Raw genomic sequence first — 21620 nt, forward strand, 5'->3', positions numbered from 1 at the left:
GTCTTCAAGACCGTGATGCAGCCAGGCGCCTGCGGGAGGGAATCCCGCAGGCGCTTTATCGTGCCGGCGAAAGGACGCTAACGGCTAGCGGGCAAGGTGCAGGGCCAGTTGCACCAGGCCGATCAATACGGCGACGAACACCAGGGTGAACAGCGTCCCCAGCACAATGAAATGGCTGGCCTTGCCGTGGGTGAAGTCGCGGGCGCGGTTCTTGCCGCTTTGTACGCCGAAAGCGGCGGCGAGGATGCTGTGCAGCATCTGCCAGAAAGTTGGGGGTTTGCCCTGGCTGGAATCGTCCATGGTGGCTCCTGGGGAAATCAGAGGCAATCAGGGACAGTGTAGGTAGCTATTGAGGCTGCTGCGCAGTCCATCGCGACACAAGGCCGCTCCTGCAAGGATTGCATTTTCCTGTAGGCGCGGCCTTGTGTCGCGCGATGGGCCGCAAGGCGGCCCAAAGGCCTTAGCTGTCGTAGCCGAGGTTGGGCGCCAACCAGCGCTCGCTCACGCTGATGTCCTGGCCTTTGCGCGCGCTGTAGTTCTCGATCTGGTCCCGGTCGACCTTGCCCACGGCAAAGTACTGCGCCTGCGGGTGGGCAAAGTACCAGCCACTGACCGCCGCCGCCGGGAACATCGCGAAGTGATCGGTAAGGAACACACCGCTGGGCCCGGTCTCGCCGATGGCGGTGCCATCGAGCAGGCGGAACAGGGTTTCCTTCTCGGTGTGGTCCGGGCAGGCCGGGTAGCCCGGTGCCGGGCGAATGCCGCGGTACTGCTCCTTGATCAGCGCCTCGTTGTCGAGGTGCTCGTCGCGGGCATAGCCCCAGTATTGCTTGCGTACCTGCTCGTGCAGCCATTCGGCGCAGGCTTCGGCCAAGCGGTCAGCCAGGGCCTTGACCATGATCGAGCTGTAGTCGTCACCCTTGTCCTGATAGGCCTTGGCCACTTCCTCGGCACCGATGCCGGCGGTGGTGATGAAACCACCGACATAATCGGTGATGCCGCTGGCCTTCGGCGCGACGAAGTCGGCCAGCGACCAGTTGGGCTTGCCGTCCGGCTTGATGGTCTGTTGGCGCAGGTGATGCAGGGTGGCCAGGGCCTGGCCATTGTCGCCGTACACCTCGATATCATCATCGGCCACCTGGTTGGCCGGCCAGAAGCCGAACACCGCGCGGGCGCTGATGAGCTTTTCGTCGATCAGCTTGTCGAGCATCTCGCGCGCATCCTGGTACAGCGCCGTGGCAGCCTCGCCCACCACCTCGTCGGTGAGGATGCGCGGGAACTTGCCGGCCAGGTCCCAGGAAATGAAGAACGGCGTCCAGTCGATGTATTCGGCCAGGGTGCGCAGGTCGATGTTCTCCAGCACCTTGACGCCGGTGAAGGAGGGCACTGCCGGTTGGTAGCTGGCCCAGTCGTACTGCGGCTTGGCTGCAATGGCCTGGGCGTAGCTCAGGCGTTCGGTGCGGGCACTGCGGTTGGCCGTGCGCTCGCGCACTTGCTCGTATTCCTCGCGGGTCTTCTCGACGAAGCCCGCTTTCAGCTCCTTGGACAGCAACTGGGTAGCCACGCCCACGGCACGCGAGGCGTCGGTGACATAGACCACGGCGTCGTTGCTGTACTTGGGTTCGATCTTGACGGCGGTGTGCGCCTTGGAGGTGGTGGCACCACCGATCATCAACGGCAGGTTGAAGCCCTGGCGCTGCATCTCGCGGGCCACGTGGACCATCTCGTCGAGTGACGGCGTGATCAGGCCGGACAGGCCGATGATGTCGCACTTCTGGTCGCGGGCGGTTTGCAGGATCTTCTCGGCCGGCACCATCACGCCCAGGTCGACGATGTCGTAGCCGTTGCAGCCCAGCACCACGCCGACGATGTTCTTGCCGATGTCGTGCACGTCACCTTTTACCGTGGCCATCAGGATCTTGCCCTTGGCTTCCGGCTTGTCGCCTTTCTCGGCTTCGATGAACGGAATCAGGTGGGCTACCGCCTGCTTCATCACGCGAGCCGACTTGACCACCTGCGGCAGGAACATCTTGCCCGCACCGAACAGGTCGCCGACCACGTTCATGCCGCTCATCAGCGGACCTTCGATCACTTCGATGGGGCGCGCGCACTGCTGGCGGCATTCTTCGGTGTCTTCGACGATGAACGCCGTGATGCCCTTCACCAGCGCGTGCTCCAGGCGTTTTTCCACCGGCAGCGAGCGCCACTCTTCGTTTTCCACTTCACGGGTTGCGCCGCCGCCCTTGTAGTCGTCGGCGATGGCCAGCAGTGCGTCGGTGCCATGCGCGGTGCGGTTGAGCACGACGTCCTCGACCTTTTCCCGCAGCTCGGCAGGGATCTCGTCGTAGATCTCCAGCTGGCCGGCGTTGACGATACCCATGGTCAGGCCGTTCTGGATCGCGTGGTACAGGAACACCGAGTGGATCGCTTCGCGCACCGGGTTGTTGCCACGGAACGAGAACGACACGTTGGACACGCCGCCCGAACTCAGTGCGTACGGCAGGTGGTCGCGGATGTAGGCACAGGCCTCGATGAAATCGACGGCGTAGTTGTTGTGCTCCTCGATACCGGTGGCGACGGCGAAGATGTTCGGGTCGAAGATGATGTCTTCCGGCGGGAAGCCCACTTCGTTGACCAGGATGTCATAGCTGCGCTGGCAGATTTCCTTCTTGCGTGCGGCGGTGTCGGCCTGGCCGACCTCGTCGAACGCCATCACCACCACGGCGGCGCCATAGCGCTTGCACAGGCGGGCATGGTGCTTGAACTGCTCGACGCCTTCCTTCATGGAAATCGAGTTGACGATGCCCTTGCCCTGGATGCACTTCAGGCCGGCTTCGATCACTTCCCACTTGGACGAGTCGATCATGATCGGCACGCGCGAGATATCCGGCTCGCCAGCGATCAGGTTGAGGAAGCGGACCATGGCGGCCTGGGAATCGAGCATCCCTTCGTCCATGTTGATGTCGATCACCTGGGCACCGGCCTCGACCTGCTGCAGGGCGACTTCCAGGGCTTCGGTGTAGTTCTCCTCACGGATCAGCCGGGCAAACTTGGCCGAGCCGGTGATGTTGGTGCGCTCGCCGACGTTGACGAACAGCGACTGGCGGTCGATGGTGAACGGTTCCAGGCCCGACAGGCGGCAGGCCTTGGCGATTTGTGGAATCTTGCGCGGCGGGTACTTGGCCACCGCCTCGGCGATGGCCTGGATGTGCCCCGGCGTGGTACCACAGCAACCGCCGATGATGTTGAGGAAGCCGCTGGCGGCGAATTCCTCGACCACGGCGGCCATTTCTGCCGGGGTCTCGTCGTACTCGCCGAAGGCGTTCGGCAGGCCGGCATTGGGGTGGGCCGAGACGTGGGTGTCGGCCTTGGTCGCCAGCTCTTCCAGGTACGGGCGCAGGTCCTTGGCGCCAAGCGCGCAGTTCAGGCCAACGGAAATCGGCTTGGCATGGCGAACCGAGTTCCAGAACGCCTCGGTGGTCTGCCCTGACAGCGTGCGGCCGGAGGCGTCGGTGATGGTGCCGGAGATCATGATCGGCAGTTCGATGCCGTCTTCTTCGAACACCTGCTGCACGGCGAAGATCGCCGCCTTGGCGTTGAGGGTGTCGAAGATGGTCTCGATCAGCAACAGGTCAGCGCCGCCCTCGATCAGGCCGCGGGTGGCCTCGATGTAGTTGGCCACCAGTTCGTCGAAAGTGACGTTACGGTAGCCGGGGTCGTTGACGTCCGGGGAAATCGAGCAGGTGCGGCTGGTTGGTCCGAGTACGCCGGCGACGAAGCGCGGCTTGTCTGGGGTTTCCAGGGTCTTGGCATCGGCCACCTGGCGAGCTATGCGTGCGCCTTCGACGTTCAGCTCGTAGACCAGCGATTCCATGCCGTAATCGGCCTGGGAAATTTGCGTGGCGTTGAAGGTGTTGGTTTCGAGGATATCGGCCCCGGCATCCAGGTAGGCCTTCTCGATGGCTGCGATCACATCGGGGCGGCTGAGCAGCAGCAGGTCGTTGTTGCCTTTGACATCGCTTGGCCAATCAGCGAAACGCGTGCCACGATAGTCGTGTTCCTCCAGCCGGTAGCTTTGGATCATAGTACCCATGCCGCCGTCGAGGATCAGGATGCGCTGCTGGAGTGCGTTCTGGAGTGCTTGGAGACGAGCGCTACGGTCGGACATAGGAACTACCTGGTCGGGCAAATTTCAGAAGGTGCCGAATCATAACAAAGCTGCGCGGTTTTTAGGCATGTCGCCCCATTTGCATGAAAACTGCTCATGTTGGCGGGCGTCTGCAAGCGGTGCATCCAAGGACGACCAGGCAAAACGTGATGGCTTTCAACACCCAGGACTTTCCGCACATGGTGCATCGTATCCTTGCCGCCGCTTGCGCGCTGTTGATCAGCAGCGTGGCGTTCGGGCAAGCCCCCCAATCGAGCCCGGCTATCTCCTATACCCGGGACATCCAACCGATCTTCACCGAGAAATGCGTGGCCTGCCACGCCTGCAACGACGCCGCCTGCCAGCTGAAGCTGGAAAGCCCCGAGGGCGCGGTGCGCGGGGCGAGCAAGGTCCCGGTGTACCAGGGCGACCGCAGCAAGGCGGTGCCCACCACGCGGCTGTTCTACGATGCCCACAGCGAGGGCGAGTGGCGCAAGAAGGGTTTCTACTCGGTGCTCGACAGCCAGGGCAGCCAGGCCGCGCTGATGGCGCGCATGCTCGAACTGGGCCACAAGACCCCGCTTACGCCCAATGCCAAGCTGCCCGAGGACATCGTCCTGGGCCTCAACCGCGAGAACATGTGCCCCTTGCCCCACGAGTTCGACGCCTATGCCGGCGCCCACCCCAGGGAGGGCATGCCACTGGCGGTAACCGGGCTGACCGACAAGGAGTACGACACCCTGCGCCGCTGGCTGGCCGCCGGGGCGCCGGTCGAGTACCAGCCAATCAAGCCAAGCGCGATCGAAGCCACGCAGATTGCCGAATGGGAAGAGCTGCTCAACCGCCCCGGTTCCACCGAGGCGCTGGTCGGCCGTTGGCTGTACGAGCACCTGTTCCTGGCCCATATCTACTTCGCCGGCGGCGAGCAGGGCCACTTCTTCCAGTGGGTGCGCTCGCGCACACCGAGCGGGCAGCCGGTCGACCTGATCGCCACGCGCCGCCCCAACGACCCGCCGGGCACCGACTTCTATTACCGCCTGATCCCGGTGCAGGGCGTAATCGTGCACAAGACTCACATCACCTACCCGATGGGGCCGCAGAAGCTCAAGCGGGTCAAGCAACTGTTCTACGCCGGCGACTGGCATGCCACCGCGCTGCCAGGCTACGGGCCGCGCCACCGGGCCAACCCGTTCGAAACCTTCGAGGCGATCCCGGCGGTGGCGCGCTACCAGTTCATGCTGGATAACGCCGAGTATTTCGTGCGGACCTTCATCCGCGGCCCGGTATGCCGTGGCCAGATCGCCACCGATGTGATCCGCGACAACTTCTGGGCGTTGTTCCAGGAGCCGGCCCATGACCGCTACATCACCGATGCCCAGTACCGGGGCGAGGCCACGCCGCTACTGGCCATGCCTGGGCAGATCGATGACGTGGGCAGTGTGCTGAGCCTGTGGCACGCCTACCGCGACAAGCGCAACGAGTACGAGAAGCTGCGTCGCGAAGCCTATGCCGACATGCCGGCGCCGGGCTGGGCGACGTTGTGGGCCGGCAACGACAATGCGCTGCTGAGTATCTTCCGCCACTTCGACAGCGCCTCGGTGACCAAGGGCCTGGTCGGCGATGTACCGCTGACCGTGTGGCTGTTCGACTACCCACTGTTCGAACGTACCTATTACCAGTTGGCGGTCAACTTCGACGTGTTCGGCAATGTTTCGCACCAGTTGCAGACGCGCCTGTACTTCGACCTGATCCGTAACGGTGCCGAAGTCAACTTCCTGCGCCTGATGCCGGCCGACCAGCGCAAGGCGATCCTCGGCGATTGGTACCAGACCAGTGGCAAGGTGAAGATGTGGATGGACTACGAGGACATCGACACCGACACCCCAAGCGGCATCAAACTCGACCCGCGCGACCCCAAGCGTGACTTCGGCCTGAAACTGTTGCAGCGCACCGGCAGCCTGAATGCCGCGCCCGACCCGATCAACCGCTGCCAGGGCGCGTACTGCTCGCGGCCGCAGATGAGCGCAGAGTTCCGTGATGTCGAGCAGTCGCTCAGCCGCCTGGTGTCGCGCCCGGCTGCCGGGCTGAAGGTGATCAACCAGCTGCCCGAGGCGACCATGCTGCGCATCGAAGGGGCGGGTGGCCAGCGTCAGGTGTACAGCCTGCTGCGCAACCGCGCGCACAGCAACGTGGCTTTCCTGCTGGGAGAGGCATACCGCTACCAGCCAGGGCTGGATACCCTGACCCTGTACCCGGGCGTGCTCAGCAGCTACCCGAACTTCATCTTCAACATTCCGGCCGCAGATGTGCCGGAGTTCGTCGAGGACATGGAGTACGCCAAGGATGATACCGCCCGCTTCGAGCGTATCGTCATGCGCTGGGGTGTGCGCCGCAGCCACCCCGAGTTCTGGCGCTACTTCCATGACCTGAACAGCTTCATCAAGGAAACCGAGCCGGTCGAGGCGGGCGTGCTGGACATGAACCGCTACGAGAACCTCTGATCGGGCGGGATGACCTTTCCGCATACCCTGCGGTCGGAAGCGCTGGGTGGCCGGGCTGCCATGCAGCCCAAAGGCCTCAATGCACCGGCAAGCGCAGGGTATTTCATGCTGTATTCGCTTCAGGCACTGCGGGCGTTCGCCGCCTGGGTGGTGGTCTGCCACCATTTCATGCAGATCTTCTTCGACTTCCATGCCACTGGCCCCATCGGCCAACTGCTGACCGACCGTGGCGCTGTAGGCGTCGATATCTTCTTCGTCATCAGCGGCCTGGTCATCTACCTGTCGACCCGTGACAAAACCATCGAACCTCGCCAGTTCCTGCTCAACCGCGTGCTGCGCATCGTTCCGGCCTACTGGTTCTATACAGCGCTGATGGCCACGCTGCTGCTCGCTTTCAGTCAATGGATGCCGCACCAGGCGTTCACCTGGCAGCACCTGTGGCTGTCGCTGTTGTTCATCCCGGCGGAAAACCCTGGCGGCTACGGCTTGTACCCGACCCTGAACGTGGGCTGGACGCTGAACTTCGAGATGTTCTTCTACTTGCTGTTCGGCCTGGCCTTCCTGGTGCGCCAGCGTCATCACCAACTGCTGGCTACCGCCGCGCTGCTGCTGGCCAGTGAAGTGCTGGGCCGGCTGGGCGTGCTCAGCCGTTTCTACAACAACCCCATCATCTACGAATTCCTGCTCGGCATCGGCCTGGGCGTGCTGCACCGCAGCGGGCTGATCCGCCATGCCCGCTGGTTGCCGTTGGTGTTGTTGGCGTTGGCGAGCCTGGCCATCTATTACCTGGACGCTTCGCGGCGGCTGCTCAACTGGGGCGTGCCGAGCGCAATGATCGTGCTGGCCTTCGTCGCCCTGGAGCCGCAGTTCCGTGGCAACCGGCTGCTCAAGGCCCTGGGCGACTGTTCGTATTCGGTGTACCTGGTCCATGTGCTGGTGCTGTACGCCGGCTGGTTCGCCAGCCAGCGCCTGCAACTGAACCCGTACCTGGTATTCGCCCTGTGCGTGCCGTCCATTGGACTAATGTCGTGGTTCAGCTACCGCTGGCTGGAGCGCGGCCTGTACCGGCGCCTGCAGGCCTGGTTGGCGGCGCCACGGGAGCCAGCCCCTGAATATGCGCTTTCCCGAGTCAAATACTAGGACTTTGTTCGAAGGCCGGGTTGGCGTACACTTGGCCGCAAGTCTGTGAGGAACCTACATGAGCGCTATAACCATTACCGACGCCGCCCATGACTACCTGGCCGATCTGCTTTCCAAGCAGAATACGCCTGGCATCGGCATTCGCATTTTCATTACCCAGCCAGGCACCCAGTACGCCGAAACCTGCATCGCCTACTGCAAGCCGGGCGAAGAAAAGCCTGACGACACCGCCGTGGGCCTGAAGAGTTTCACCGCTTACCTGGATGCCGTCAGCGTGCCGTTCCTGGAAGACGCGCTGGTCGACTACGCCACTGACCGCATGGGTGGCCAGCTGACCATCAAGGCGCCGAACGCCAAGGTGCCGATGGTCAACGAAGACAGCCCGATCAACGAGCGCATCAACTACTACCTGCAGACCGAGATCAACCCTGGGCTGGCCAGCCATGGCGGCCAGGTGAGCCTGGTGGATGTGGTCGACGACGGCATCGCCGTGCTGCAGTTCGGGGGCGGTTGCCAAGGTTGTGGCCAGGCCGACGTAACCCTGAAGGAAGGCATCGAGCGCACGCTGCTCGAGCGCATTCCCGAGCTGAAGGGCGTACGCGACGTGACTGACCACAGCCAGAAAGAAAACGCCTACTACTAAGGCTGGCTGGTCTGCTTGTAGGAGCGGCCTTGTGTCGCGATGGGGCGCGAAGCGGCCCCAGGATCTTGGCATCGCCGCTGAGATTGCAGGGGCCGCTACGCACCCCATCGCGACACAAGGCCGCTCCTACAAAATCGCGCTCCTAGCAACAAAGTGTTACGGTTTCAAGCCCTGCGACAACAGGCCGCAGCCCGTATTCAAAGGGCTGCAGCCGACCATCGTCTTGCCCGGGTAGAACCCCTCGGGGTGTCATGCCAGAATGCCCCGGCTTTTCGTCCGGCCCGTCCCGAGGGTCGGCACCTTCCCTGTAAAGGACGGTTTCATGAATGATCTATATACCCGGCGCGCCGTTGTCGCCGGGATGGGCGTTCTCGGGCTTGGCCTGCTGGCAGGCTGCAGCCCGGCCCGGGGGCTCGAGTTCAAGTACGGCAAGAACATGAGCAACGAAATCCTTGGGCGCAAGTTCAGCCTCAAGGACACCCAGGGCAACGTGCGCACCCTGTCGAGTTTCTACGGCAGCATGCCGATGATCTTCTTCGGCTTTACCCAGTGCCCGGCGGTCTGCCCGACCACGCTGGCGCGCGCGGCACAGATCCGCAAGCTGCTCAGGGGCCGCGATCGCGATCTGTTCCAGGTGGTGCTGATTACCCTGGACCCGGAGCGCGACACGCCGGAAGTACTCGATGCCTACGTCAAGGCGTTCGACCCGTCGTTCACCGCGCTTACCGGCACCCCCGAGGAAATCGCCGCGGTAGCGAAGGAATTCAAGGTGTTCTACGAGAAGGTCCCGGCCGGGGATACCTATACCGTCTCGCACTCGTCCACCAGCTATGTCTACGATACCCGCGGCACGCCGCGCCTGAGCCTGGGCCATTCCCTGACCGCCCAGGAATGCGCCGAAGACCTGGTTACCCTGATGGAGATCTGCTGAATGTCGATGCAACCGTTCAAGCGCGGCCTGGCCGCCCTGGTCCTGATGGGCCTGGCCCTGCCAGCCCTGGCCCAGACCACCGTGAGCGATGCCTGGGTGCGTGCCAGTGTGCCGCACCAGCAGTCCACCGGTGCCTTCATGACCCTGACCGCCAGCAGCGACAGCAAGCTGGTGGGTGTGGCGTCCAAGGTGGCCAAGACCGTCCAGGTGCACGAGATGACCATGAATGGCGACGTGATGGGCATGCGAGAGGTGAAAACCGTCGAGTTGCCTGCCGGCAAAGCCGTGACGCTGGATCCGAATGGCCTGCACGTGATGCTGATGGGGCTGCACAATCAAGTGAAGGAAGGTGACAAGGTGCCGCTGACCTTGACCATCGAGGATGCCAAGGGAGCCAGGGAAACCGTGGACGTGCAGGCTGAAGTGCGCGCGCTCAGCGCCGAGGCGGGTGCGGGGCATGAGCACATGCACATGAACCACTGACAGATGTGAAACAGGGCCGCACAGCGGCCCTGATCTTTTCTAGCTGCGAAACTTGGGCAGCGGCCTGTCGAGCGTCAGCGAGGTCAGGGTCTTGCGTACCTGGGCCTCGTCAGCCTCCAGGGCCTTGAGGCTCGCGCGGATCTTGCCGGCGGCGGGCACATCGCCCTGCCGGTCGATCCAGTCGGCAATCTCCTTGCAGGCGCTGCTCAGGCAGGCTTGGCGCTGGTTCATCAGCGACAGCAGGGTGGTGAGCTCTCTTTCGGACATGGCAGGATCCTCCGTTCAGCCCTGTCAGTGTAGCAGTGGCTGGCGGGAACACCTGTGGCCGGCTGTCGCAGTTCAGGCCTGCAGGCAGGCGCTGCGGTAGGCCCCAGGAGTCACCCCATAGGCCTGCTTGAACTGCCGGCTCAGATGGCTTTGGTCGGCATAGCCCAGGTCGAATGCCACCTCCGAGGCTGCCCAGCCACGCTTGAGCAATTCCCGTGCCCGGGCCAGGCGGCGCTGCTTCAGCCAGGCATGGGGCGGCAGGCCGGTGGCCTGGCGGAACACCCGGGCGAAATGGAACGGTGACAGGTTGACTGCCGCCGCCAGCGCTTCCAGCGAGGGCGGGCCGGCCAGCTGGCTTTCCAGCAGTTCGCGGGCGCGGGCCACTGCCAGCGGTTCCTGGCCGGGGGCCGCAGGTTCGGCGCATTGCCCGTGGCGCTGCACCAGGGCCAGTACCGCCTGGCGCCAGGCTGTCTGTTGCTGCAGGGCACTGGCGCCTGCTTCGGACAGCTGGTGCAGTTGGCTGAAGGCACTGGCCAGGGCCGGGTCGTGGATCACGCTGTCCTTGAAGCGGGGCATGCCGTGGCGGCCCAGTTCCAGTTCGTCGAGCACCCCGGTTACCCGCTCGTGCTCTGGGTAGAAGCCGCGGTAGCGCCAGCCCGCTTCGTGGGCGGTGGCACCGGTGTGCAGCTCGTCCGGGTTGATCAGCACCATGCTGCCGACCGGTGCCAGGTGCTCGCTGCCGCGGTGCCAGAAACGCTGGGCGCCCGACTCGATCACGGTGAACACATAGCCTTCATGCACATGCGGGGCGAAGCGTTGCTGGAAATAGCGTGCGTGCAGCATTTCCACGTCGCCCAGTGCCGGCGCCTGCCACAGGTGTGTCTGTTCGCGCAGGGGCGTGCTCATGCCAGCCAGCTGCGCAGGAGGTAGAAGATCAACATGCTTGCCAGCATGCTCAGCAACACGCTGCGGGTCAACAACACCAGGGCGATGGCCACCAGCGAGCCCAGCAGGTAGGGGTTGAGCAGGCTCAGGTTGAGTTGCTGCCCGGGCATGAAGATGATTGGGGCACAGATTGCGGTAAGCATGCCCGGAACGGCAAAGCCGAGGAATTGCCGGGCGTTGGAGCTCAGGCGCAACGGCAGGCGTGGCTCCAGGAACGCATAGCGGTTGAGGAACACGATGGCGCCCATGGCGAAAATAAGGATCCAGATCATGCTCGGGCTCCGGCGAATTTCTGGCAGATGAAACCGGCACTCATGCCCAACAGGCCTGCGGCTACCAGGGCGGTTTCCCAGTGCCAGTGGCTGAACAGTACCGAGCAGAACAGTGACACGGCCACGCATACCACCGTTGCCAGGTTGCGCACCAATGGCGCGATCAGGGCGACGAAGGTAGCGACGATGGAAAAGTCCAGGCCGAACTGGTCCAGATGGGGAATGTTCTGGCCCAACAGGATGCCGGCCAGGGTAAACAGGTTCCAGGCGATATAGAACGTCAGGCCGACGCCCAGGGCATACCAGCGGTTGAATTGCTGCTGGTCGTACTGGCTGGTCAGGGCAAAGAACTCGTCGGTCAACAGGAAGCCCAGGCCCAGCCGCCAGCGCAACGGTTGGCGCGACAGCTGCGGGCGCATCGACAGGCCATACAGCAGGTGTTGCGAGGTCAGCAGCAGCGTGGTCAGCAGGATCGACGCCAGGTTGGCGCCGCCCTTGAGCATGCCGATGGCGACCAGTTGCGCAGCCCCGGCGAAGACAATGGCCGACAGCCCTTGCCCCTGCCAGGCGCTGAGGTTGGCCTCGATGGCCATGGAGCCGGCCAGCAGGCCCCAAGGGGCAACGGCCAACGACAGCGGCAGGCTGGCGATGGCACCGTGGAGGTAAGCTTGGCGTGCAATGTGGGGCATGATGGCTGCAGTGCATGTACAAGGTAGGCCAGCATGCCAGAAGGTGCGGGGCAATGGCTTGAACGATCTTGCTGGTCGATGCGGCTTCCTGTTTGCCGGTCGATGCGGTTCCTTGTAGGAGCGGCCTTGTGTCGCGATGGGGCGCGTAGCGGCCCTGGCAATCTCAGCGGCAACGCCGAAATCCTGGGCCGCTGCGCGCCCCATCGCGACACAAGGCCGCTCCTGCAAGGGCGCGCTCAGGGATGACTGGTCAGGTGCTGTTGCGCCGTCACGCAGCCGTTTATCTCGACGGCCTTCTGCAGCAGGCTCTGGCGCTGTTGCGGGTCGAGGTCGCCAAGCAGGCGGTACACCTCGGCCTGGTAGTCGCGCTGGCGTCCCCACTGCATTTCCAGCCCCTGTGGCTTGCTGCGGTTGCAGGCCAGGCGCGTGGCTGGCTGCGGATAGTAGGCGGCATACACCGTGGCCATGTTGGGGATGGCTTCCAGCGCGGCACGGTATTCGCTGCTGGCGTTGTAGGGCGGGCACCAGGTGGCAATGGCCGGTGCTGGAGCGGCAAAGCCCTGCTTGAGGCTGGCTTCAAGCAGCGGGCAGGCGGCATCCGGGATTTGCGCAGCGGGCAGGTAGGTCATGTAGTACAGCGCCAGCCGGTACTGTGCGACCGGGTGGCCCAGCTCCACCGACTTTTTCAGCAAGGCAACCGCGGTGGGCAACGTGTGGGCCATGGCCTGGCCCTGGCGGCTGAGTTCCGGGTCAGCGTCCATGGCCGTACGCAGCGTGCTGGCACTGTCATCGCGGCTGTCGGCCTGCTCCAGCAGTGGCAGTGCCTGGCGGTAGAGCAGGTCGGCGTGCGGGTCGATGCGTACCTCATGGGCCTGCGTGGCCAGCGGTATCAGGGCGATCAACAGGGGGGGCAAGCGAAGCATGCGGCTCACAGGCAGGCTCCACGGGATGCCAGGTACTGATGGACGGCTTCGATGTTCATGGCGGTCAAGCGTGCGCCTCGCGCAGATCGGAACGACGGCCTATTCTAGCCACCCAAGGGGCCTGGCCGGAAGAGCACCTGGCAACTGTCAGACGAGCTTGACGGGCGCGCCCTTGCGTTGCGCGTGTTTTTCCTGGGCCAGGCCAAGCTTGGCGGTGATCACCTTGGCCAGTGCATTGTTGCCCAGGTCGTTCAAATGCAGGCGGTCGATGAACAGGTCGGCGCCGAACACCGGTGAGCTGCTGAGCATGCAGTTCATGTCGTAGCAGGGGACCGGGTCGGCCTGTTGCTTGATACGGCGGAAGAAGGCCGAGTGCAACTGGCTGTCGAAGGCGCCGTCCAGCAGCCGGTCGAAATTTGCCGGTTGCCGCTCCAGCGCACCCAGCATGGTCTGCTCGCCAGCGGGAAGGCTATCCCGGCACCAGGGCAGCAACGGCTGCAGGATGAAGGTGAGCGTGGAGTGGCTGTCCGCCAGCAGACGGTCCCATTGCAGCAGGGTCCGGCCAATGTGGTCGGCGGCGCGGGCCATGCGTTTTTCCGGGGGCGACAGCGGCCAGCTGGCTGGCGCTTCGGCCGCAGGCGGCGCAACCAAGGCCTGGCTGATGCGCCGCCAGAGTGATGGCCGGCGGGGCGCAGCGGCAGGCTGCACGCCTTCGCTGAAGCTGTTGAGAAAGTCCTGGTAGGCCTTGGCGTGCTGCGGATCGTGCGGGTTGCCGAGGACTTCGCAGAGGGCTTCGTGGGCCAGGCTGTTGACGCCGCTGAGCACCACCACATGCCCCAGCTGGCCAAGGCGATGCTGGTGGGTGAGAAACAGCAGCAGCTCCTGGCTGGCGTTGAGCCCGCAACCGGCCAGGCTCAGCCAGACTTCGCCGGTAAGCATCGACAGCTGCGAAGCGACCGTGTGTTCATCGGAACTCGCGCCGATGCCCAGGGCGGTGGAGCCACCGACCAGCAGGTTGATGCGCGTCGCGCCACCGCGCTCGGCTGCGGAAAAGCGCTTGCCGGCGCAATGGCTGTAGCGCAGGCCCACGGCATCGGTGTTGATGGTGCCAGAGCGGTAGCCGCTTTCATGGATATGCGCAATGTGCGGGGCACGTCGGCTGCCCAGCAGCAGGAAGCGCTGGTAGTCCTGTTGCAACGCTGGAGGCGCCCGGTTCGGGTCTGTCGCTGTCATGGGTTCTCCTTCTGTTGCAACGGGCGCCTGCAGCCCGGTCAGGCTGCCAGTTCCCTGAGGTTGTACAGCAGGCCGCCGGCAGCGATCAGCAGCAGGGCGACGCCCGAGGCCAGGCTGATCAGGCGGTTGCTGCGCTGCGAGGCGATCTTGCCGATGGCGAAGATGTACAGGCTGAGTACGGCAAAGTCGATGGCCACCCACAGCAGCGACAGCACCACCATGCTCTTGCCGAATGACTCGGTGATCTGGATGAACTGCGGGAAGAAGGCGATGAAGAAGATAATGTCCTTGGGGTTGGAAATGCCCACCATGAAGCCTTGCAGCAGCCCGCCGCGGCCGGGCTTGGCCACCTCGGCCGGGGCCTCCGCTGCAGCGGCCCCCAGGGCTTCCCTCAGGGTGCCCACGGCGATGTAGCCGATGAACAGGCAGCCCAGCAGGCTCATGGCGCTCAGCCAGGTCTTGTCGATGGCGGCGCTGGTGAGGATGATCCAGGCGGCCGCGCCGATCAGCACCAGTGATGCCCAGTTGGTGCCGACGGCGGTGAACATGGCCTTGCGCGAGCCCGAGGCGGCCGCGGTGTTGACGATCAGTGCCACCACCGGGCCGGGGGTGGCGATCAGCAGCAGGACAGTGAGGGCGTAGGTAGCGGTGAGTGCGGTATTCACGGTCAGGTCTCGATCAGTAGGTCGGGTGTGGCCGAGTGTGCGGCATGGGCATGGAAGGGGCAGCGGGAGGGGTTGAGCGACCCGGCCTCCTGCAGTTGGTACTGCTTCCACTCGTAATTGTCGGCGTCGCCGAAGAAACCAAGGGTGTCGGGCATGACCCCGTCGTTGTAGTGGCGTACGCGTTCGCGAATGCGTTCGCGGATCCGCTGGCCACTTTCGGTATTGGCATTGGCCACTTCGTCGAAGTTGGCCCTGGGGTTGATGACGAAGGTGATGTGCGGCCCCAGGTTGCGGCTTTTCATCTGCTGGTGGCCGGGAAAATTCATGTTGATGAACAGCGGCATGCCGGCATAGCAGAACGACCAGGCGTTGTCTTCGGGATCGGTCGGCATGCCTTGCGGCCAAGGGTGCGGGTCGCGCGCGTGCACACCTCGCAACACTTTCCAGGCCAGCGCCTGTTGCTCGGCCAGGGTGTAGTCGGCAGCGGTTTCGAGGAATACCACCAGCGGGCTGCCGATACGCTGCTTGGTTGGGATCGGGGCGACCGTGCGTACGTAGTCGGCCAGGCCCTGGGCGATGTCATCGGCCAGTTGCTCGGCGCGGGCGAAGAGGATGTGGCAGGTAGCGCCGTTCACCGCCTTGCGGCCGAACAGGCAAGGGAACTCGGGGTTGGCAAGGACAGTGCGAAAATGTTCTATGGTTTTGTAGGTCCAGTGTTGCGTACAGCGGACATGTTCAGCGGCCAGCTCCAGCGCGTCCAGGCGATAGCAAGTTCCATAACCCGTAAACATGATTTCCCCAGGCGTTTATTAGATGATATTTCCAGTCATATGCAGGCAGGATCTTGGTTATCTTTATTATTTAGCTGCATTTTCCGAGACGATCCGGGCGTTGTAAAACGCGTGGAACTATGACCTACTATTAGTCTCATTCATGCTCGGGGCGTCGCCATGTCGGAACGGATTCAGGCCTTGCACGCGCTGCGTGCCTTCGAGGTGGCCTCTCGCTATGGCTCATTTACCCGCGCGGCGGAAGAACTGGCCCTGACCCAAGGGGCCGTCAGCCACCACATCAAGACGCTCGAAGCCATGTTCGGTTGCGACCTGTTCGAGCGGCGCGGGCCGAAACTGGCCCTGACCGAGCATGGCCGCCTGCTGGCGCAGGAGCTCAAGGTCGGTTTCAAGATCATCGAAAATGCCTGCGCCCTGCTGCGCCAGGATCGCTATGGCCTGCGCCTGAAGGCGCCGTCCACGCTCACCGTGCGCTGGTTGCTGCGCGCGCTGGATGCGTTCAAGAAGGTCGAGGACACCTGCAGCGTGCAGCTGTCCAGCGTGTGGATGGACATTGACAGCGTGGACTTCTATTCCGAGCCCTACGACTGCGCAATTCTCCTGGCCAACGGGCGTTTCCCCGCCGATATCGAGAGTTTCAAGCTGTTCGACGAGTGGCTGATCCCGGTGTGCCATCCCGATTACATGGCCCAGGCGCAGCCGGACCTGGCCGACCTGGCCCAGTGCGAGCTGCTGCACCCGTCACCCGACCGCCGCGATTGGCGGCGCTGGCTGGCACGCATGGATGCGCTGGACATCAGCATCGACCGCGGGCAGGTGTTCGATACCCTCGACCAGGGCATCTCTGCTGCCCAGCAAGGCCTGGGTATCTCGGTGGTCGACCTGGTGCTGGCCAGCGCCGACCTCGGCGCGGGGCGCCTGGTCACGCCATTCAAGCACGCGGTGGCCACCGGCGACGGCTACTACATGACCTGGCTCAAGGCCAGCCCCAAGGCGCGGCAAATGCACAAGCTGCGCGAGTTCCTGCTTGGCCAGGTGCCGCCGCTGGCGAGCAAGGACATCAACTACCTGTACGGTTGAACACGCGTCCGACCATGAAGTCGATGAAGACCCGCAATTTCGGCGGCATCTGCCGCCCGGATGGCCATAGCAGGTAGAAACTGCCGCGCCGCTCCATGAAGTCGTCCAGCACGCTGACCAGCGCGCCACTGGCCAGTTCGCGGCGTACGGTGAAGTCCGGCAGGCAGGTGATGCCGCGATGGTTCACGGCAAAGCAGACGCGTGTCTCGACATGGTTGCAGACCATCGAGATCGGGATGTCGTAGCCCTGCTCGGGCTGCTCCTGGCGCAGCGGCCAGGTTTCCAGCTTGCCATTGCTGGGGAAGCGGTAGTGCAGGCAGGTATGCGCCGCGAGGTCGCGCGGGTGCAGGGGCGTACCGCGCTCGCGCAGGTATTCGGGCGAAGCCACCAGGCAGTGCTGGAAGTGCCCCAGGAACTTGGCGTTGAGCCGTGAATCGCCCGGTTGCCCGCCACGCATCACCACATCGAAGCCTTCGCCGACGATGTCCACCATGCGGTCGGAGAAGTCCAGGTCCAGCTCCACCTGCGGGTACCGCGCCATGAACTCGGCCAGCGCCGGCATCACCAGCCCGGTGACTTGCGGCATGCTCACCCGCAGGCGACCGCGCGGGGTCTCGCTGGCCTGGGACAGTTCCTGCTCGGTGGCCTCGATTTCGGCCAGGATGCGCCGGCTGCGCTCGAGGAACAGCGAGCCTTCGGCGGTGAGGGTGATGCTGCGCGTACTGCGGTGGAACAGGCGCACGCCCAGGCGGCTTTCCAGGCGCGCCACGCGTTTGCCCACGGCCGAGGCACTGATGCCCAGCGACTGGCCGGCGGCGACGAAGCTGCGGGTCTCGGCTACCCGGTTGAAAACCACGAAGCCGCTGAGGCTGTCCATGCGGTATCCCTGATTGCGGACATTGGTGTCCTGGGTGAACGGCATTGTAGCCGTCTTTTTCCGCAATGGTCTTGGCTTGCAGACTGTCCGCCTGGTTTCCCACACAAGGCATCTGCAATGTCCCAGACATCTTCCGTACCGCTGCTGGCCGCCGGCAGCGAACGTCTACCCCTCAGCGGGCTGTTGGCGCTGGCCATGACCGGCTTCATCGCCATCCTCAGCGAAACCTTGCCGGCCGGCCTGCTCGACCAGATCGCCAATGGCATGCACATCAGCCAGGCCATGGCCGGGCAATGGGTCACGGCCTATGCCCTGGGCTCGCTGCTGACCGCGATCCCGCTGGTGACCCTGACCCAAGGCTGGAACCGCCGTCGCGCCCTGTTGCTGGCGATCGCCGGTTTCGTGCTGTTCAACGGGCTGACCGCCTTGTCGTGGTCCAACACCCTGACCCTGGTGTTACGCTTTTGCACCGGTGCTGCGGCCGGGCTGGCCTGGGGCTTGATTGCCGGCCACGCCCGGCGCATGGTGCCGGTGGCGCTGCAGGGCCGCGCCATGGCGGTGGCCATGCTCGGCCAGCCGATTGCCTTGTCGCTCGGGCTGCCGATCGCCACCTGGCTGGGCGCGGGGCTGGGATGGCGGGCCACCTTCGTGGTGGTCACCGTGGTAGCGCTACTGCTGCTGGCCTGGGTGCTGCGGTCGGTGCCGGATTACCCGGGGCATCCTGCCGGCAAGCGTCCGGCGGCCCTGCAGGTGCTGCGCACGCCAGGGGTATTGGTGGTGCTGCTGGTGATCCTCTGCTGGATTCTGGGCCACAACATTCTCTATACCTACATCGTGCCGTTGCTGGCGGCAGCCGGCATGGCCGCCGACATCGGCCCGGCGCTGTTGGTGTTTGGCCTGTCGGCCCTGGCCGGGATCGGCCTGGTGGGGCTACTGGTAGACCTGCATCTGCGCCCGCTGGTGTTGTTGAGCCTGGCTGGCTTTGCCCTGGCCACGCTGGTGTTGGGGCAAGCGTCGGCGTGGCAGGTGTACCTGGGCATCGCCTTGTGGGGCGTGACCTATGGTGGCGCGCCGACCCTGCTGCAGACCGCCTGTGCGGATGCGGCAGGTGAGGGTGGGGATGTGGCGCAGTCGATGCTGGTGACGGTGTGGAACAGCGCCATTGCCCTGGGCGGGATCGTTGGCGGGCTGTTGCTGAGCGGGGCAGGGGTGGAGTGGTTTGGCGCGGTAGTGCTGGGGCTGGTCGGGGTTGCCTGGCTGCTGGCCTGGGCTGGGCGGCGCAATGGCTTCGTGGCGGGGGCTCGGTAGAGGGTTTCAACGGTCAGCCCTAGCGCCGGCAAGCCAGCGCCCACAGCTACCGCGACGGCTTCAACGCCAGAGCTGTACTTGTGGGCGCTGGCGTGCTGACGATGCCGCCCGTCCAGGCAACACGAGGCCGTTGCCCTCAGAAAATCCCTTTGCTTTGCTGTTCACAAATATCCTGAGGAAGCGGCACGATCCCGCTCTACAAAAATGCGCGGCAACGGTGCGTCAGAGGTAGAATCGCCACGATCAGCACAACAAACGATTCAGAGGTCGACGCGGTGGAGTTGCAGCAGGGCTTTGTCCTGACCCGGCATTGGCATGACACGCCCGAAGGCACCTGTGTGGAGTTCTGGCTGGCGACCGACCAGGGGCCGCGGCAGTTGCGCCTGGCGCCGCAGGTGTCGGTGGCCTTCATTCCCCAGGCGCAGGAAGCGCATGCCCGGGCATTGCTGGCCAACGAACCCGGCGTGGAACTGCGGCCGCTGCAGCTCAAGGACTTCGACCAGCGCCCGGTGCTGGGCCTGTACTGCCGTCAGCACCGGCAGTTGATGCAGCTGGAGCAACGCCTGCGCGCGGCCGGTATCGACGTGTTCGAAGGCGATATCCGCCCGCCCGAGCGTTACCTGATGGAGCGCTTCATCACCGCCCCGGTGCAGTTCACCGGCCAGGCGGATGCCCATGGCGTGCTCTGCGATGCCCAGATCAAGCCGCTGCCAGGCTATCGCCCGCCGCTGCGCCTGGTGTCGCTGGACATCGAGACCAGCGAGCGCGGTGAGCTGTACAGTATCGCCCTGGAAGGCTGTGGCCAGCGCCAGGTGTACATGCTTGGCCCGGCCAACGGTACCGCCGCCGGCCTCGACTTCGACTTGCACTATTGCGCCGACCGCGCTGCGTTGCTCACCTGCCTCAACCGGTGGTTCGCCGAGCATGACCCCGACGCAATCATCGGCTGGAACCTGGTCCAGTTCGACCTGCGCCTGTTGCATGAGCACGCCAAGCTGCTGCAGGTGCCGCTGGCATTGGGGCGCAAGGGCGCGCCGATGACCCTGCGCAGCCATGCCAGTGGCGGCCACGTGTTCGCCGAGGCCCCGGGGCGGCTGCTGATCGACGGTATCGAGGCCCTGCGTTCGGCAACCTGGAGCTTCCCGTCGTTCAGCCTCGAAAGCGTCGCCCAGACCTTGCTCGGCGAAGGCAAGGCGATCGACACACCGTACCAGCGCATGGATGAAATCAACCGCCGCTTCGCCGAGGACAAACCGGCCCTGGCGCGCTACAACCTCAAGGACTGCGAGCTGGTCACACGCATTTTCGCCCACACCCGCCTGCTCGAATTTCTCCTCGAACGCTCGTCGGTTACCGGCCTTGCCGTGGACCGCAGTGGTGGTTCGGTGGCGGCGTTCGGTCACCTGTACATCCCGCAGATGCACCGCCTGGGCTTCGTCGCGCCCAACCTTGGCAGCCGCCCCGAGGAAGCCAGCCCCGGTGGTTTCGTCATGGATTCGCGCCCGGGGCTGTACGACTCGGTGCTGGTGCTGGACTACAAGAGCCTGTACCCGTCGATCATTCGTACCTTTCTGATCGACCCGGTCGGGCTGGTCGAAGGCTTGCGCCTGCCCGACCAGGCGCACTCGGTGGAAGGCTTCCGGGGCGCGCGTTTCTCGCGTAGCCAGCATTGCCTGCCGGCCATCGTCGAGCGGGTCTGGCAGGGCCGCGAGGCCGCCAAGCGCGAGGGCAACGCGCCGCTGTCACAGGCGTTGAAAATCATCATGAATGCCTTCTACGGCGTGCTGGGCTCCAGCGGCTGCCGGTTCTTCGACCCGCGCCTGGCCTCGTCGATCACCCTGCGTGGCCACCAGATCATGCGCCAGACCCGGGCCTTGATCGAAGCCCGGGGCTACGAAGTCATCTACGGCGATACCGACTCCACCTTCGTCTGGCTCAAGGGGCCACATGAGGATGAGGCTGCGGCCCGCATCGGCCGCGAGCTGGTGACCGAGGTCAACCGCTGGTGGCGCGAACACCTGCGTCAGCAGATGAACCTGGAAAGCGCGCTGGAGCTGCAGTACGAGGTGCATTACCGGCGTTTCCTGATGCCCACCATCCGTGGTGCCGATGAAGGCAGCAAGAAGCGCTATGCCGGGCTGGTGCGGCGCGCCGATGGCAGCGAGGAAATGGTCTACAAGGGCCTGGAGTCGGTGCGCACCGACTGGTCGCCGTTGGCCCGGCAGTTCCAGCAGGCGCTGTACGCGCGGATCTTCCGTGGCCAGCCGTACCGCGACTACGTGCGTGACTATGTGCGACAGACACTGGCCGGTGAGCTGGACGCGCTGCTGGTGTACCGCAAGCGCCTGCGCCGGCCGCTGGCCGACTACCAACGCAACGTGCCGCCGCACGTGCGTGCGGCCCGGCTGGCCGATGACTACAACCGCCGCATTGGCCGCCCGATGCAGTACCAGCGCGGCGGCTGGATCAGCTACGTGATCACCGTGGCGGGCCCGGAACCGTTGGAAAACCTGCAAGCGCTGGTGGACTACGAACATTACCTGAGGCGGCAGCTGCAACCAGTGGCCGATGCCATCCTGCCTTTTGTCGGCGACAGTTTCGAGGGGGTGATCGGCCAACAGTTGGCGCTGTTCTGAAGGGGTGGTACTTATCTAGCCTCGCGCTTGGCATGCCTGTGTCTATTGTCGGGCCTTTGGCTCAACCAGAGGCACAACGACGTGACCAC

General features: G+C 64.5%; 19 protein-coding genes. 8 read left to right on the top strand and 11 right to left on the bottom strand.

What is annotated here, in order from left to right:
- Positions 1 to 84: 84 nt before the first annotated feature.
- Together HU763_RS09805 and metH are read right to left on the bottom strand one after the other, a co-directional pair.
- Positions 85 to 300 carry a DUF2970 domain-containing protein gene (locus HU763_RS09805; protein ID WP_170029270.1) on the bottom strand — a complete coding sequence of 72 codons (216 nt, stop codon included), beginning with the start codon at positions 298 to 300 and terminating at the stop codon, positions 85 to 87.
- A 160-nt stretch (positions 301 to 460) separates the two neighbouring features.
- A complete protein-coding gene (metH, locus tag HU763_RS09810) occupies positions 461 to 4168 on the bottom strand; it encodes a methionine synthase (protein WP_186684516.1) in 3708 nt (1235 codons plus the stop codon).
- A 179-nt stretch (positions 4169 to 4347) separates the two neighbouring features.
- On the opposite strand from metH, the gene HU763_RS09815 reads away from it, so the two are divergent.
- From HU763_RS09815 to HU763_RS09835, 5 genes are all read left to right on the top strand, one after another.
- Positions 4348 to 6648, top strand: a complete 2301-nt coding sequence (locus tag HU763_RS09815) for a fatty acid cis/trans isomerase (protein WP_186685050.1) — start codon at positions 4348 to 4350, stop codon at positions 6646 to 6648.
- Between the two features lie 105 nt (positions 6649 to 6753).
- Complete coding sequence (locus tag HU763_RS09820; RefSeq protein WP_170029272.1) at positions 6754 to 7788, top strand: acyltransferase family protein; 1035 nt, start codon at positions 6754 to 6756, stop codon at positions 7786 to 7788.
- Between the two features lie 58 nt (positions 7789 to 7846).
- Positions 7847 to 8431, top strand: coding sequence for a Fe-S biogenesis protein NfuA (nfuA, locus tag HU763_RS09825; RefSeq protein ID WP_003250416.1), 585 nt, complete (start codon positions 7847 to 7849; stop codon positions 8429 to 8431).
- Between the two features lie 322 nt (positions 8432 to 8753).
- A complete protein-coding gene (locus HU763_RS09830) occupies positions 8754 to 9362 on the top strand; it encodes an SCO family protein (RefSeq protein WP_186684517.1) in 609 nt (202 codons plus the stop codon).
- Positions 9363 to 9845 (top strand): copper chaperone PCu(A)C, encoded by a 483-nt coding sequence (locus HU763_RS09835; protein WP_186684518.1) that lies wholly within the window; start codon positions 9363 to 9365, stop codon positions 9843 to 9845.
- Positions 9846 to 9884: 39 nt separating this feature from the next.
- On the opposite strand, the gene HU763_RS09840 is transcribed toward HU763_RS09835, so the two are convergent.
- The 8 genes from HU763_RS09840 to HU763_RS09875 all read right to left on the bottom strand — a co-directional run bounded on the left by HU763_RS09840 (position 9885) and on the right by HU763_RS09875 (position 15630).
- The gene (locus HU763_RS09840; RefSeq protein ID WP_003260451.1) at positions 9885 to 10112 is read right to left on the bottom strand and encodes a hypothetical protein; all 228 of its coding nucleotides are present in this window, start codon (positions 10110 to 10112) and stop codon (positions 9885 to 9887) included.
- 72 nt (positions 10113 to 10184) lie between these two features.
- Positions 10185 to 11018 carry a helix-turn-helix transcriptional regulator gene (locus tag HU763_RS09845; protein WP_186684519.1) on the bottom strand — a complete coding sequence of 278 codons (834 nt, stop codon included), beginning with the start codon at positions 11016 to 11018 and terminating at the stop codon, positions 10185 to 10187.
- The gene (locus HU763_RS09850) at positions 11015 to 11329 is read right to left on the bottom strand and encodes an AzlD domain-containing protein (protein WP_170029275.1); all 315 of its coding nucleotides are present in this window, start codon (positions 11327 to 11329) and stop codon (positions 11015 to 11017) included. The genes HU763_RS09845 and HU763_RS09850 overlap by 4 nt, the downstream gene beginning before the upstream one ends.
- Positions 11326 to 12018 carry an AzlC family ABC transporter permease gene (locus HU763_RS09855; protein ID WP_170029276.1) on the bottom strand — a complete coding sequence of 231 codons (693 nt, stop codon included), beginning with the start codon at positions 12016 to 12018 and terminating at the stop codon, positions 11326 to 11328. The genes HU763_RS09850 and HU763_RS09855 overlap by 4 nt, the downstream gene beginning before the upstream one ends.
- 236 nt (positions 12019 to 12254) lie before the next feature.
- Positions 12255 to 12950, bottom strand: a complete 696-nt coding sequence (locus HU763_RS09860) for an SEL1-like repeat protein (RefSeq protein WP_186684520.1) — start codon at positions 12948 to 12950, stop codon at positions 12255 to 12257.
- A gap of 138 nt (positions 12951 to 13088) precedes the next feature.
- Positions 13089 to 14174, bottom strand: a complete 1086-nt coding sequence (locus tag HU763_RS09865) for a hypothetical protein (RefSeq protein ID WP_186684522.1) — start codon at positions 14172 to 14174, stop codon at positions 13089 to 13091.
- A 38-nt stretch (positions 14175 to 14212) separates the two neighbouring features.
- Positions 14213 to 14839, bottom strand: coding sequence for a LysE family translocator (locus HU763_RS09870; RefSeq protein ID WP_170029279.1), 627 nt, complete (start codon positions 14837 to 14839; stop codon positions 14213 to 14215).
- Between the two features lie 2 nt (positions 14840 to 14841).
- Entirely contained in the window at positions 14842 to 15630 is a 789-nt protein-coding gene (locus HU763_RS09875) for a YqcI/YcgG family protein (RefSeq protein ID WP_186684524.1), read from the bottom strand.
- A 159-nt stretch (positions 15631 to 15789) separates the two neighbouring features.
- Here HU763_RS09875 and HU763_RS09880 point away from each other — a divergent pair, with 159 nt between their 5' ends.
- Positions 15790 to 16710: a LysR substrate-binding domain-containing protein gene (locus HU763_RS09880; protein ID WP_170029281.1), complete on the top strand. Its 921-nt coding sequence runs from the start codon at positions 15790 to 15792 to the stop codon at positions 16708 to 16710.
- On the opposite strand, the gene HU763_RS09885 is transcribed toward HU763_RS09880, so the two are convergent.
- Entirely contained in the window at positions 16691 to 17587 is an 897-nt protein-coding gene (locus tag HU763_RS09885; RefSeq protein WP_186685051.1) for a LysR family transcriptional regulator, read from the bottom strand. The genes HU763_RS09880 and HU763_RS09885 overlap by 20 nt on opposite strands.
- Positions 17588 to 17704: 117 nt before the next feature.
- Here HU763_RS09885 and HU763_RS09890 point away from each other — a divergent pair, with 117 nt between their 5' ends.
- Together HU763_RS09890 and HU763_RS09895 are read left to right on the top strand one after the other, a co-directional pair.
- Positions 17705 to 18895, top strand: coding sequence for an MFS transporter (locus tag HU763_RS09890; RefSeq protein WP_186684526.1), 1191 nt, complete (start codon positions 17705 to 17707; stop codon positions 18893 to 18895).
- A gap of 275 nt (positions 18896 to 19170) precedes the next feature.
- Complete coding sequence (locus tag HU763_RS09895) at positions 19171 to 21531, top strand: DNA polymerase II (protein ID WP_186684528.1); 2361 nt, start codon at positions 19171 to 19173, stop codon at positions 21529 to 21531.
- Positions 21532 to 21620: the final 89 nt, after the last annotated feature.

Origin of the sequence: Pseudomonas anuradhapurensis, assembly GCF_014269225.2 — a bacterium.
In the GTDB taxonomy this organism is placed as follows: domain Bacteria; phylum Pseudomonadota; class Gammaproteobacteria; order Pseudomonadales; family Pseudomonadaceae; genus Aquipseudomonas; species Aquipseudomonas anuradhapurensis.